This is a genomic window from Leuconostoc sp. S50 (genome assembly GCF_016624925.1).
GTDB lineage: Bacteria > Bacillota > Bacilli > Lactobacillales > Lactobacillaceae > Leuconostoc > Leuconostoc pseudomesenteroides.
Map to the genome: position 1 here is coordinate 18498 of NZ_JACVUE010000014.1, position 14183 is coordinate 32680.

At 37.2% G+C, this 14183-nt stretch carries 14 protein-coding genes and 1 other annotated feature; of the genes, 1 reads left to right on the top strand and 13 read right to left on the bottom strand.

Annotated features, from left to right (window positions below):
* Window positions 1–82: 82 nt before the first annotated feature.
* From IAE53_RS09965 to IAE53_RS09985, 5 genes are all read right to left on the bottom strand, one after another.
* Window positions 83–514: a universal stress protein gene (locus IAE53_RS09965; protein ID WP_200136407.1), complete on the bottom strand. Its 432-nt coding sequence runs from the start codon at window positions 512–514 to the stop codon at window positions 83–85.
* 343 nt (window positions 515–857) lie between these two features.
* On the bottom strand, window positions 858–2198 hold the full coding sequence (locus tag IAE53_RS09970) for an MFS transporter (protein WP_368668233.1): 1341 nt from the start codon (window positions 2196–2198) through the stop codon (window positions 858–860).
* Window positions 2185–2625 (bottom strand): MarR family winged helix-turn-helix transcriptional regulator, encoded by a 441-nt coding sequence (locus tag IAE53_RS09975; protein WP_168441475.1) that lies wholly within the window; start codon window positions 2623–2625, stop codon window positions 2185–2187. The genes IAE53_RS09970 and IAE53_RS09975 overlap by 14 nt, the downstream gene beginning before the upstream one ends.
* Window positions 2626–2783: 158 nt before the next feature.
* Entirely contained in the window at window positions 2784–5075 is a 2292-nt protein-coding gene (metE, locus tag IAE53_RS09980) for a 5-methyltetrahydropteroyltriglutamate--homocysteine S-methyltransferase (RefSeq protein ID WP_168441476.1), read from the bottom strand.
* A gap of 42 nt (window positions 5076–5117) precedes the next feature.
* Complete coding sequence (locus IAE53_RS09985; RefSeq protein ID WP_168441477.1) at window positions 5118–6017, bottom strand: methylenetetrahydrofolate reductase; 900 nt, start codon at window positions 6015–6017, stop codon at window positions 5118–5120.
* 207 nt (window positions 6018–6224) lie between these two features.
* Window positions 6225–6467 (bottom strand) — a binding site (T-box leader).
* Between the two features lie 197 nt (window positions 6468–6664).
* Here IAE53_RS09985 and IAE53_RS09990 point away from each other — a divergent pair.
* Complete coding sequence (locus IAE53_RS09990) at window positions 6665–6979, top strand: SemiSWEET family transporter (RefSeq protein ID WP_114667003.1); 315 nt, start codon at window positions 6665–6667, stop codon at window positions 6977–6979.
* A gap of 53 nt (window positions 6980–7032) precedes the next feature.
* Here the strand turns inward: IAE53_RS09990 and IAE53_RS09995 are convergent, their stop codons facing one another.
* From IAE53_RS09995 to trpB, 8 genes are all read right to left on the bottom strand, one after another.
* Window positions 7033–7569 (bottom strand): VOC family protein, encoded by a 537-nt coding sequence (locus IAE53_RS09995; RefSeq protein ID WP_233610738.1) that lies wholly within the window; start codon window positions 7567–7569, stop codon window positions 7033–7035.
* A gap of 93 nt (window positions 7570–7662) precedes the next feature.
* The gene (locus IAE53_RS10000; RefSeq protein WP_168441479.1) at window positions 7663–8247 is read right to left on the bottom strand and encodes an aminodeoxychorismate/anthranilate synthase component II; all 585 of its coding nucleotides are present in this window, start codon (window positions 8245–8247) and stop codon (window positions 7663–7665) included.
* Window positions 8244–9608: an anthranilate synthase component I gene (gene trpE, locus IAE53_RS10005; RefSeq protein WP_168441480.1), complete on the bottom strand. Its 1365-nt coding sequence runs from the start codon at window positions 9606–9608 to the stop codon at window positions 8244–8246. Before trpE ends, IAE53_RS10000 begins: the two co-directional genes overlap by 4 nt.
* Window positions 9586–10371: a tryptophan synthase subunit alpha gene (gene trpA / locus IAE53_RS10010; protein ID WP_168441481.1), complete on the bottom strand. Its 786-nt coding sequence runs from the start codon at window positions 10369–10371 to the stop codon at window positions 9586–9588. The genes trpE and trpA overlap by 23 nt, the downstream gene beginning before the upstream one ends.
* Window positions 10368–10943 carry a phosphoribosylanthranilate isomerase gene (locus IAE53_RS10015; RefSeq protein ID WP_200136406.1) on the bottom strand — a complete coding sequence of 192 codons (576 nt, stop codon included), beginning with the start codon at window positions 10941–10943 and terminating at the stop codon, window positions 10368–10370. The genes trpA and IAE53_RS10015 overlap by 4 nt, the downstream gene beginning before the upstream one ends.
* Window positions 10940–11728 carry an indole-3-glycerol phosphate synthase TrpC gene (gene trpC, locus IAE53_RS10020; RefSeq protein ID WP_168441483.1) on the bottom strand — a complete coding sequence of 263 codons (789 nt, stop codon included), beginning with the start codon at window positions 11726–11728 and terminating at the stop codon, window positions 10940–10942. The genes IAE53_RS10015 and trpC overlap by 4 nt, the downstream gene beginning before the upstream one ends.
* Window positions 11725–12750 carry an anthranilate phosphoribosyltransferase gene (trpD, locus tag IAE53_RS10025; protein WP_168441484.1) on the bottom strand — a complete coding sequence of 342 codons (1026 nt, stop codon included), beginning with the start codon at window positions 12748–12750 and terminating at the stop codon, window positions 11725–11727. Before trpD ends, trpC begins: the two co-directional genes overlap by 4 nt.
* Window positions 12743–13930, bottom strand: coding sequence for a tryptophan synthase subunit beta (gene trpB / locus IAE53_RS10030; protein WP_168441485.1), 1188 nt, complete (start codon window positions 13928–13930; stop codon window positions 12743–12745). Before trpB ends, trpD begins: the two co-directional genes overlap by 8 nt.
* Window positions 13931–14183: the final 253 nt, after the last annotated feature.

A 14183-nucleotide genomic window follows, 5' to 3' on the forward strand; every position in this document is an offset into this window, starting at 1 on the left:
TCTCATTTCAAAGCGTATCCTTGCAAATAAAAAAAGTATCAAAACCTTTAAAATTCTGATACTCACCTATTGATATACGAAATTATTTGACCAACAATACATCAGCGTCTGCCCGTTCTGAAACATAGCGCGCCGTCGAACCAATAAACATTCGAGTTAACAAAGTCGTACCTGTTTTACCCATTACAATCAAATCAGGTTTGAATTTTTCCATGACTTCATTAACAAGTATAAATCGCGCATCACCCTTAAAAACGTGCGTATCATACAAAACATCACTTTCTGCCAAAACACCGGCTGCCTTCGCAACATTTTCATTGGCTAACTTAGTCAAACTGTCAGTCATCGATGCATAAAAAACTTGGCTGCCGTCGTGATAGGCAACAGTAGAATACTGAATGACACTAATTACTTCTACTTTTGCACCATATTTTTTGGCTAAACTCGCACTATATGCTACTGCATGCATGGCCGCGTCACTACCATCAGTAGCAACAACGATTGTCTTCATCATTTGTTTCTCCTTTCTACCTTGGTTTGCAGTGGTTTCATGTCGTTGTGACTAATTTAAAACAACCCACTCGGGGATGATGATCCAACCAAAACAGTCAAATAGTACCATCTTTGTCATCAATCAATTAACTTTATGCACGAAGCATGACGATTAATCTTTCAGTACAAACAACGAGCAAGTTGTTAATTAAATTAGAAATTGAGTCGAAAGTTATCAACAAAATTCTGATATTAACTTTCTCTATCACCATTATACAATTATTTATATAATAATGGAAGCGTTTACACTATCATAGCCAGTGTTTTAATGATATGATTAATAAACTAATCATTGACATTCTGAGTTACGCAGTTCTACTTTTTTTCTGCTGTAGGAAAAACATAATAAATATTATCATAGCAATCATTATTATCATGAGCAAAAAGTTTCGCATGCCTTGCTCAATTTTCCAAGAACCAAACAAAGCAGCTACCGTGGTCCCAGCAGCGCCCATAAACATTTGGCTGGCTTGCAAAATAGCATTTGCATCGTTTTGATCATTAATTTGAACATCTGCGATTGCAGCTGTCATACCCGTACTAAAAGCCATACTCCGACCGATCGTGAAAATAGTATAGGAAAGAATAACCATTAATAAATTCAGGTTGTTCGTGACGAAATACATAAACAATACGGACAGCGTAAAAATAGAATTACCCGTGATAAGTAATTTTTTGGGGCCAATTTTATCATATAATGACCCAAATAATGGCGACAAAAATGCCCCTACTAAAGTGCCAGGGAGTAACGAAAATCCTGCTAATAGACTTGACGTATGATGAATTGTCTGCAAGTAGTTTGGAATTAACAAACCAAGGCCCAAATTAGCAAACATATATAACGTCACAGGAATCAGTAATAATGTAAAAGATTTTAGTTTAAATAACCTGATGTTTAAAAATGTTTTTTCACTTCTCAGAGAACGATAAATAAAGAGTAAAAGTGTGATAGCTGTAATGCTTAGCGTTACAGGGTTAATCATACCGCTCTCAAATTGATTAATCGTCAAAATACCTGAGATTAAAGCTATGCTGAGTAGGATAAAAGCAATCAGGTCGAATGACGGCGTTTGATGATTCGCAGTTTTTTTAGGTATCGTAAACCATCCAAGGCATAAGGACACCACCGGAATAATTAGTAGTGTGATGAAAATAGAACGCCAACCCAAACTGCTAATTAAAGCACCACCATAACTAGGTCCAAATGAGGGTGCTAAACTAATGACCATCGATCCAATTCCCATCCAAACACCTATTTTATGCCTTGGTATTAGCATCAGGATTAAGTTGAACATTAAAGGCATCGCAATTCCTGCGGAAATGCCTTCTAAAACTCTTCCTAATAGTAAAATACCTAAATTAGTTGCCAAACCAGCGAATAAAGAACCAATAACAAAAAGCAAATTAGCCAAAATCCACATCAACCTCACGCCAAATCTTTTCGTTAAATAGGCGCTTATTGTCATTGTTACGGTTACGGCCAACAAATAGGCAGTCGTTATCCATTGAATATTATTCAAAGATGTGTGAAAAATTGCTGTTAGTTCCGGAAAAGTAACATTCATCGCGGTTTCCACCATAATACCGCCGGCCGCTAAAATAGCAACCGCAATAATGCTTAATTTATTTTTGTTATTGATCATCATGACCATCCCAACTTATTTTTGATACATGCTTTAAAAATGACACAATGACATCTCTTTCCCCGTCTGAATAGCCATTAAGTACATAACTATCATGACTTTGGATGATAGTTTTAATCACATCACTAATATCAAATCCCTTTGTCGTCAAAAAAATTTCTTTTACTCGCTTATCTTTTGCTGATTCACGGCGTACAATAAAATTTTTGGCTACCATACGGTCAATTAATAGCGTAACAGTTGAACTTTTGATATTAAATTCTTGCTCAATTTCTCTTTGATTAACTGTTTTTTTACCAGATGATAATCTCAAGAAATCAATCATTGCCATTTGTGCTGCAGTCAAATCATACCGCCGCGCCACGCTATCCAGAGCATTATTCAGAGCATAATAAGCCTCTTTTAACAGTTTTCCCATATTTTCAGTCATAAATAGATTTCCTTTTTAGATAGTTAGCTAACTAATTAAATATAGCAAAAGAAATATTATTTTGCAAATTATAATTTGGGGTTATTTAAAAACCGTTTACCTTGAATTGTGTGGTAAAAGGTTTTTCTTTTAATTGTTCATTACTAAATAATAATTGATTAACTCAGTTCTGCGAGTACAACATCTCGCGCTACTTTCAAATGTCGTAGTGCGTCGACTGTTTGTTCCTCAGTTCTTGTCTTCAAGCCACAGTCCGGATTAACCCAGAATTGTTTCGCATCAATTACTTTTAATCCTCGTCGAATGTTTTCTTCAATTTCAGTCGTTGTGGGAATCCTTGGTGAATGAATATCATAAACACCCAAACCAATCTGTTTGTCATATTTAGCATTTTCAAAAGCAGCAATGATTTCGCCGTGTGAACGTGATGTTTCAATCGAAATCACATCAGCATCTAAGTTTGATATTGTGTCGATAATATCTTCAAAGTCTGAATAACACATGTGTGTATGAATCTGTGTTTCATCTTGAACACCTGTTGTCGTAATTTTAAATGAATAAACAGCTTCATTCAAATAATCTTGCCAATGACGTTTTTTTAGCGGTAATCCCTCACGTAATGCGGGTTCATCGACTTGAATAATCTTAATGCCAGCCCTTTCCAAATTAATGACTTCCTGTCTCAACGCCAAAGCAATTTGATTCTGAACTGTCGCGCGTGGCACATCATCTCTTACAAATGACCAATTAACAATGGTCAAGGGTGCAGTAATCATGCCCTTCACCGGTTTATCTGTTTGTTCTTGTGCAAAAGTCGATTCAGCAACCGTAATTGGTTCTAAATAATCAACATCCCCATAAATAACTGGTGGTCTAACACCTCGTGAGCCATAAGACTGCACCCATCCGTTTTGCGTGGCAAAAAAGCCAGCTAACTTTTGACCAAAGTATTCCACCATATCGGTCCGTTCAAATTCACCATGCACCAAGACATCTAGCCCAAGTTTTTCTTGTAGTTCGATCCAACGTTTTGTTTCTGCTTTAACAAAGTCTTGATACTCCAAATCAGATATTTCCTTTTTACGCCATGCGGCACGCTTTGCCCGCACAACGGCAGTTTGGGGAAATGAGCCAATAGTTGTCGTGGGTAAAAGCGGCAAATTTAAAATATCATCTTGTTTTTTTGAACGGATAGCATATTGTGATTGACGTTCAAATCGTTGTTTGGATAAATTCTTTATTGCCGCTTGAACATTGACATTGTTACGAGCCTCTGAATCTTTTAGCACTTTCAAAGCACGTTTGTTGTCCTCAAAAGTATCAACATCTTGGTTGCCATTTAAAGCATTTGTAAGTGTGACTAATTCCTGAAGCTTTTCATCAGCAAATGCTAAACCGCCAAATAACGCGGCGCTTGCTGCTGTTTCGTATTTTTTTGTGATTGGGACGTGGAGCAAAGAATTGCTGGGTTGTAACCACAAATTTGGCGCCAAAGATTGCAATGTTTTCGCTAAGTCAAGTTTTTCTTGCAAATTAGCTGTCCATATATTGTGACCATCGACTATACCTGCGGCTAATATCTTATTCTCAGGGAAACCATACTGTTGAATGCTTTTTAAATTCTCGTCATTGCCATGCACAAAGTCCAGACCAATCGCCTGTACTGGCAAATCCACCACAGCTTGATAAGTGTCGAGTGAATCAAAGTACGTTTGTAATTCAATATTTAGCTTGGGTGCAATCTCGTGTAAATAAGCTGTCACACGCTGATAAGGCGCAATAGCTGAATCGTCGTCAATTTTGACCAAACTCGGTTCGTCCAATTGAACCCACTGAACACCTGCTTCCTGTAGTTCTTGAAAAACCTGACCATAAAGTGGTAATATTTGATCCAAAAGTCGATTGATATCTTCTGGTGATGATACATATTCACCGTTAAGTTTACCAAGCTTTATTAGCGTGACTGGCCCCAGAATAACTGGTTTACCGTTGATATTTAATTCTTCTTTTGCCTCTTGCCAATAGCGTAACCAACGATTATCTAAAAGGCGTGGTTTAGTATTGTCAAATTCGGGAACAGTGTAATGGTAGTTAATATTAAACCATTTTGTCATATCCGCCGCCACATTTTCCTTATTACCACGAGCAACAGCATAATATTCTGATAGCGTTAGCGGACGGTCATAACTACCAAAACGTGTTGGAATGAGATTAAATGCCGCGATAGTGTCCAAAACATGATCATAATCTGAGTTGTCAGCAACCGGAATGATATCTAATCCAAATGCGCGTTGCTTTTTTAAATTATTAAGTCTTAATGACTTAGCAGTTTCATGGAATTTTTGATCATCAATTTCACCACGCCAATAGGCTTCTAATAACTTTTTCCATTCTCTATGTTCACCTAAGCGGGGATAGCCTAAATTTGAAGATTTTACAATATTGCTCATGTCTTACTCCTGTATTTTGTATTGTTTACTAAATGTGATTTTTTAAACAGCGTATCTTTTATTTTTGCACTGAATATAGTCGTTTATTTTTGGTAACATCGTTGTCAAAATGTCTGCTTGATTCATTGCATAAAGGTGAATGCCATCTACCCCATGATCTAATAAATCATAAATCTGTTCCATAGCATAAGCCATGCCAGCTTGTCGAAGTGCCTCTGGATTGTCTTGATATTTATGCACGATTTTAGCTAGTTTGGCTGGTAAAGAGGAACCAATCATGTAAGTTAGCTTTTCAACCTGTTTTTGACTAATAATAGGCAAAATGCCCGCTGATACTGGAATCTGAATGTAATTATTTTTTAGCTCTTCTTGCATTTTGTAAAAAGCATGATTATCAAAAAACAATTGTGAAATGAGAAATTGACTGCCTGCACTAATTTTTTCTCTCACACCACCGACACTGATTCCAGTAATTGGATTATCAACATGTCCCTCGGGATAAACTGCAGCACCAATGCTAAAATCGTTTTCTTTTTTTATATCCGTAATGAGATCTTTTGCAAATGGATAGCAACTATTATCATAATCCGATGACGGCAAGTCGCCCCGAACCGCCAAAATATTTTCAATTCCAGCGGCTTTCATCTCACTCAAATTCTGATGCAAAGTTGCTGGTGTTTGGTTAATGCCAGTTAAATGGTGAAGCGCCGTTACACCAAAGTGATTTTGGATGTAGCTGGCAATTTGTTGTGTGCGTTCATGATTTGCACTGCCCCCGGCACCGTATGTAACACTAATAAAGTCAACTCCCGCTTGTCTTGGATTCAATTCCTCTAGTGTTTGAAAAAGTGAGGTCACACTTTCTTCCTGGTGCGGTGGATAAACTTCAAACGATAAAACCGGAACAGGTTTTGTTTTGTAAATTTGATTAATTTTCGTCATAATTTTTCCTTTTAATTAAACTAACTGTCTGTTCAATTAAAAAGACATGACTGCATCCACTGCCCCACTACCATTCAGATAAACAGCCGTTGTCATTTTGTTAGCATGTAAGTAATATATTTTTTGAAAATTAACTCGCATATTGATTTACCTAGTATTGATTAGAAATTAAAAAAAATCCCATAATCTTCACCTAACAGGCAAAGATTATGGGACGATTGAATCGCGTTACCACCCAAATTCTGCCAAGCATTACTGCTTGACACTTAACAGGTACATCTGATGAGATACCCTGACGCGTTAACGGGCGCACCCGAGTAGCATTTACTAAGAGCTCATACTACTTACGACTCCAAGACCATTTTCAACTTCGTTGTAATACCAACTTTCACCAAACGTTGGTTCTCTTTAATCACACAGTAAGTTTACTTATCTCTTCAATGTCTCATCTATTTGTAATCACTATACTCTTATTATCATTTTATTGCAATACCATATTTGACTAATTTTCTTGAATAATCCGTTTCACTTACGATTATTATTTTCAGAAAACGTCATGCAAGTTAAAGAAAATAGTGCCGTCTTTTGCAATATTTTTCAAGAATGGTATTATATTATTTATATCTAACAGAAAAAAAGGAGTTTACATGCGAATTGATACATCAAAATATCCAGAAGGTGACGAGGCAATTTCATCTGACAGAATTAAACGACTCAAACTACTCAGTCGATTAGCAACATTGATGTGCATAGCAATGTATATATCCTATATTCCTCAAATCATGAGTAATTTTTCAGGACATCCAGTTGGTTTTTTGCAACCCTTTGTAGCCATGATTAACGCGTCTTTGTGGACCGGTTATGGTTGGAACAAAACCTATAAAGACTGGCCAGTAATTATTGCTAATGTCCCCGGCATCTTTTTTGGCTTAGTAACTGTCATCACAATTTACATTCATTAAAAAACGCTACTTTTTCAAAAAAATGAAAAAGTAGCGTTTTAATTCCGAAAATATTAATGATTTTTCGGCGTCCATACTTTACGCTCACTGTCATCTGGATAATAATGACCATTTGGAATGGACTGTAACTCAATTAAAGTACCCCAAGGCGCAAGAACGTATACACTGCCGTTGCCTTTTGTATCCTCATATTTTGAATTACCATGAATTTCTGATAGTGGCCTAGCACCCGCTTGTTGGGCCTTATTTAAGGCATTTTCAATATCAGCTACAAATATTGAAATATGATTGATACCAAGATCTTGTAAGCCAACGGGTTTACTTTGACTATTCGCTTGCATTTCAAACAATTCAAGACCTGGTCCTTGTTGCCCAATAACCAACATCCTTTGTCTGACAATTTTGGTTGTCTCATCAATACCCAGTTGACGTGCTGTTGTTTCACCTGTTCTAGGTTGGTCATCATGAGATAAACCATCATAAGCTATTTTAGCATTGAAAGCAGCCTTGAAAAATTGGGTCGCTTCATCAATACTTGGCACTGTTATCCCTATGTGATTAATACCCAATATATTTTTATCGTTTTGCAATAGATAACCTCCGTAAACGAATGATACTGAAATAGTGGTACTAGACATTAAAGGTATTCTATCACTTTGGTGATAGGTTGTAATGCTATTTGTTTACCGGTCAATTATTTTATTGTTATGAACAATTTCAATAAAATTTTCAATCATCTGGTTTCCTTGAGGTGTTCCAATTGACTCAGGATGGAATTGTAGTCCGAATATCGGTAATGATTCGTGTTGAATCGCCATTATTTCGTTATCGTCTGTCGATAGTCCAGTAACGATAAAATGTTCTGGGACATGATGTGCATCCAAGACTAACGAATGATATCGCATGACTTTCAATATTTTCCCACCATATAAGTCCGAATGATGGACAGTGACCATATTTGAGGTTTTACCATGTTTGATGACACTAGCTTTTTTCACTTTGCCACCAAAAACTTCTCCGATAGCCTGATGGCCTAAACATATACCTAACATTGGTTTTTTATCAGCAAAGTGACGAATCATGTTTTCCATCTCACCAGCCTGATTGGGTTGTCCAGGACCTGGGGAAAAAATAATCCCATTGGCACGGTTAGCAATCGTATAAAGTCGTTCATCATCATTTCTCAGGACAACTAATGAAGTTTTAGTGCCAATAATTTGTGCTAGATTATAGGTAAACGAGTCATAATTATCTACTAATAAAATCATCTGTTCACTCCCACGCTTAGTAATGCCTTAGCTTTATTCAATGTTTCTTGATATTCATTTTCTGCCACAGAGTCATACACAATGCCAGCACCTGCTTGAACATATCCTTTTTTATTTTTAACAATCATTGTGCGGATTGCTATTGCAAAATCCATTTGGTTGTCGCGAGATAAATACCCAATTGCCCCCGCATAAACACCGCGACTGACAGATTCCATTTCATAAATGCGCTGTAGTGCCCGTACTTTAGGTGCTCCGCTGACTGTTCCAGCTGGTAGAGTCGCTTTCAACGCAGAAATTGCAGGCGTATGTTCATTTAATTTACCACTAACCTCAGAGACCAAATGCATAATGTAACGATACTTTTGAATTTCAAGCAGTGTGGTCACTTGTACACTACCAAATTGAGATACTTTTCCAAGGTCATTACGACCAAGGTCAACTAACATACGATGTTCAGCCAGTTCTTTTTCATTATTTTTTAGCTCTTGGGCAATTGCAATATCTTCCTCAACCGTTTGTCCTCTTTTTCTAGTCCCAGCAATCGGATTAGTCGTTACTGTTTCACCACGGACCGTGACCAAACTTTCAGGAGATGAACCAATGATTTGATAGTCACCATAATCCATATAGTACATGTATGGCGATGGATTAGTGCGTCGTAATTGCCTATAAAAATCAAACGGCTTATCATCAAACGCAAAGCTAAATCTTTGAGAGGGCACCATTTGAAACATATCACCGTCTTGAATTAGCTCTTTTGTATGGTTAACAATCGCTTCGAACTGATCTGGCGTTAAGTTTGATTTTGGTTTTAAATCGTGTAATTGCACAGGTACGAGTTCATCAGCGATTGGTAGTTTTAACTTATTTTCGATAGCCATACTGATTTCATTTAAATTGCCACGGCCTGAATAAACGTTATCAACGACGATTTGAATTTTTTCCAACTGATGGTCAAAAATAATAAACGTTTCATATAGAAACAAATGACTATCTGGCATACCTAAATCGTTTTCAGGCAGATTGTTTAATTTTTCATACGTGGCTATCATATCAAATCCTACGTAACCAATAGCGCCTCCTTGAAAAGGCAATTCGTCCAGGCATTCATCTTCCGTAACCACCAAATCTTGTAAAGCCATTAATGGATCATTATGCTCAGTCGTTTGCCCATCAATTGTCACTGAATGACCCACCGTGCTAAACTCATGTACCGGATCAACTGCAATAATTGAATAACGAGATTTTTCACTATCAGTCGGTACTGACTCTAGTAGAAAGCTGTGTTCACCGCGCAAACGAAAATAGGCGCTAATAACGGTTAAAGTGTCTGCATCAATCGTTTTGATTTGTCGCATTGCGTGCTCCTTTCATTTTTTGAATAAATTCAATTAAGTATATCGTGGCATCATCAGGATGCTCTTCGATTATCCTAACAAGTGCTGAACCAACTATAATCGCATCTGCAGAGGAAAATAATTTAGCTTGATCATAGGTAGTAATACCAAATCCCACCGCAACTGGAATATCTGTCAATTCCTTTATGCTAGTGACAATTTTGTCTGCTTCGTTAGACAATTCATTTTGTGACCCAGTTATTCCTAAAGAACTAACGACATAGATAAATCCGGAAGCATGTGACACAATTTTAGCCAATCGATTACCGGATTGTAATGTCACAAGTTGAATAAATGCACGTCCGTATTGTTGCGCAATATTTAGAAATACCTCTTGTTCTTCTAAAGGCATATCTGGCATAATAATGCCCTGAATATTCAAAGACTTCATCTTACTCAAAAATTTTTCATAACCATATTTAAAAACAGGATTGGTATATGTCAAGAACACCAAAGGTACATTGGTATGCTTACGAACCTCAGTCATTAATCTGAACACGTCCTCTGTTGTTGTGCCCTTTGCAAGTACTTTTTGATCAGCATTCATTATTGTTGGCCCATCGGCGCTAGGATCACTGAAAGCTATGCCAACTTCAATTAAATCCGCTCCAGCATTTGCCATATCAACTATATATTTAGCACTTTTTTCAAAATCAGGATATCCGGCTACGGTAAATCCAATAAAAGCATTTTTATGTTTTAACGCTTGTATAATGTCATTCATTTATTACTCCTTGCTATACGCACCAACTCTCGCATCTTTTCTAAGTTTTTTATACCATTAACCTCTGATCCTGAACTAATATCAACTGTTTTGGGATTCAATAAAGAGATTGCTCTCTGTAAATTATGCGTTGTTAAACCGCCAGCCAGAAAATCTAAAGGGTCATCAGGTTTAAATTTGCGCCAATCAAATATTTTCCCTGTGCCTGCGCCTTCATCAATCATACGGTTTTTCGCGCATGTTTTAAATTGAAAGTCTGGCTTCATAACCTTAATAACTGACAGACCCGAACTTTGAATTTCATCAACCTGTTGCTCAGTTTCTTGACCATGGAGCTGAGCTACTTGAATAATATCCTTGTACGCGAGAATTTCACTGGTGTTTTGGTTAGAAAATACGCCCACTAAGGGGATATCTATATTCAACGTATTTCGCATTTTTTGGGCTAATTCAAAAGTTACCGAACGATGCCGATTTGGAACCAGGATAATACCAGCTAAATCTGGTTTAACTTCATTTAAATAATCAACATCTTGTAAACGAAAGTTGCCACATAACTTAATTCGTGTCATTCATCACCTCTTAATTGATTAATCTTTGCTATTTTATTCGTAGCACGCATGAAAGTTTCACCAACTAAAATACCATTCACGCCATTCTGTTCCAAAACCTCGACATCTGTCCGGGTTTTGATTCCTGACTCAGAAATAAAGAGTACATCAGCAGGCACTAACTGGCGTAAACGAATTGTATTATTAAAATCTACAGTAAAGTTTTTTAAATTTCGGTTATTAACACCAATAATTCGTGCCTTTGCGTTTACTGCTCGTTTAATTTCTTCATCATTATGTGCCTCAACAATAGCGGAAAGCCCTAATTTATTTGCTAAAGACAGATATGACCCTAATTCGTCATCAGTTAGAATTGCAACAATTAACAAAATAATTTGCGCCCCTGCCGCTTTAGCTTCATAAATCATATAAGGATCAATGATAAAATCTTTGCGAAGTGTTGGTATATTATTTTTCGCTGCGACATTTTTCAAAATATCAAGAGAACCTTTAAAGTAAGTTTCTTCAGTCAAAACACTGATTGCATCCACACCGGCTTTTTCGTATTCATCAGCAATTTGTTGATAATCGAACGCTTCAGGAGACACAATTTGTCCCTTTGAGGGTGAGGCTTGTTTAATTTCGGCGATTACAGAAATTTTGTCACTATACAAATTATTTTCAAAAGAAAACGTATTGGAATTTGGTAGACTCTTAACCTCTTTTTTCAAATCAACAAGTGTTTTTTTTGTTTGTCGCTTTAACATATTTTGTCGTGAAGCACTAACTAAATTATCTAATATCATGTAGTGGCCGCCTTAGTCGTTTGTTGTAGTAATTCTAATTGTCTTAATGCTTTTCCACTATCCAATATGTGTTCAGCCAATTGAATTGCCTCGTCAATTGTTGCTGCTTTTTGAGCTATCAATAATGCTAACGCAGCATTTAAAATCACGACGTCTTTCATTGGTCCCGAGATAATGCCAGATAAAATATTGCGAGTAATTTGAGCATTTTCAACAGGTGTACCACCACGCAAAGTTTGAATTGATACAAAATCAAAGCCATACTCTGTCGGGTTAAAAGTTTTTTCTTTTATTTGACCATCAGCTAATACGACCAAATCTGTTTTCGTCGTTAAAGTGACTTCATCCAATCCGTCCTGCCCATGAACTAATATCGCTTTTTTGACACCTAACTCGGAAAAAACTTTTGCCAACGGAACTAAGAGTTTTTTTGAATATACCCCAATCAACATTGTTTGGGGTCGTGCGGGATTTGTCAGTGGTCCTAGAATATTAAATATTGTACGAAAACCTAGGGACTTTCGAATTGCACCCACATACTTCATAGCTGGATGATATGAACGAGCAAATAAAAAAGTTTGCCCGGCGTGAGATAGAACATCAGTGGCCTGTTGAGGTTTCAAATCAATTGCAACATTCAATGCCTCTAAGGCATCGGCTGTCCCTGACTTAGAACTGGCAGCACGATTACCATGTTTCACAACTGGCACACCAGCTGCAGCGACTATGAAACTGGCAGTTGTCGAAATATTAAATGTGCCCGACAAATCACCACCAGTACCAACAATATCGATTGCGTCAAAAGCCGGCTCAATTTTAGTTGCATGTGCTATCATGGCTTTTGCAGAACCAACAATTTCAGAAACTGATTCTTTCTTGATTGCTAATCCCATTAAATAGGCAGAAATTTCTGGATCAGAAACTTTTCCGTCCATAATATCATTCATAACCTGAAACGCATCTTCAGAACTCAAGTCTTGCGATTTAATTAATTTTGACAACGCTTTTTGAATATTACTCATGAATGTCCACTCCCTTGTATCGCGCAATAGCAGCAACATCTTTATCACCACGTCCACTCAAATTAACCATAATTTGTTGATCTTTTCTCATTTTTGGCGCGATTTTCATTGCATACGCCACAGCGTGCGCACTCTCAATTGCCGCAATAATACCCTCCTTTTTGGCAATATATTCAAATGCCTCTACTGCTTCCTCATCTGTAATTGGCACGTATTTTGCCCGATTAATATCTTTTAAATAAGCGTGTTCCGGTCCAATCCCTGGGTAATCTAATCCCGCTGAAATGCTATATACAGGATCAATTTGACCATCAGCAGACTGCAAAAATTGTGATTTCATACCATGAAAAATCCCAGTTGTTCCAAGTGCCATTGTCGCTGCTGTTTGCTGAGTATTAACACCTTTACCAGCAGCTTCAATACCTATTAATTCAACCTCCGGATCATCAATAAATTTGGCAAATGCCCCAATCGCATTCGATCCTCCGCCAACTGCGGCGAGAACTGCATCTGGTAATCGCCCCGTCTGCTCTAAGAATTGGCTTCTAGCTTCCTCACTAATAATTGACTGGAAATATTTGACCATTTCTGGAAATGGATGTGGTCCAACGGCCGAACCGAGTACGTAAAATGTATCATCAATTCTTTTAGTCCAATCTTGAAATGTAGCATTGACTGCATCTTTTAAAACTTGTGTTCCCGTTGTAACGGCATGAACTTTAGCGCCAAGCAATTCCATACGATATACATTTAATGCTTGTCGTTCGGTATCTTCTTTACCCATAAATATTTCAGCTTCCATACCAAACAAAGCAGCAGCTGTGGCTGTTGCCACCCCATGTTGTCCAGCACCTGTTTCAGCAATTAATCTCGTTTTACCCATTCGTTTTGCAATTAATGCTTGACCTAAAACATTGTTGATTTTGTGTGCGCCCGTGTGATTTAAATCTTCTCTTTTTAAATAAATTTGTGCACCGCCCAAATCTTTAGACATATTTCTTGCATAATACAACATAGATGGTCGATTTGCATAGTTGTCAAATAAGTCTTTCAATTCGTGATTAAAAATTGGATCCTCTTTATATTTATTAAAGGCTTCTGTGACCTCATTAATTGCAGGCATTAATAATTCCGGAACAAATTGTCCACCATATTCACCGTAGTATCCTTTTTTTGTCATTCTTTTCCTCTTTTCTTTAAGCAAACAAAAAACCGCCCTGAAAAATTTGCTTTTGCAAAAATTTCAGGACGGTTTCCCGCGGTGCCACCTGATTTCGTCCAAATCAAATGGTACTTAAAAAACCACTCGAATTAAAACGCGTCTCAACAGTTATCTAACAATAACCTGATCACTGACGTAGATCTCACGTTTGGCAGTACTAAAGATTTCTCTTGTTCAACCAACCCTCAATGGTCCATTTGCCATGTTGCGT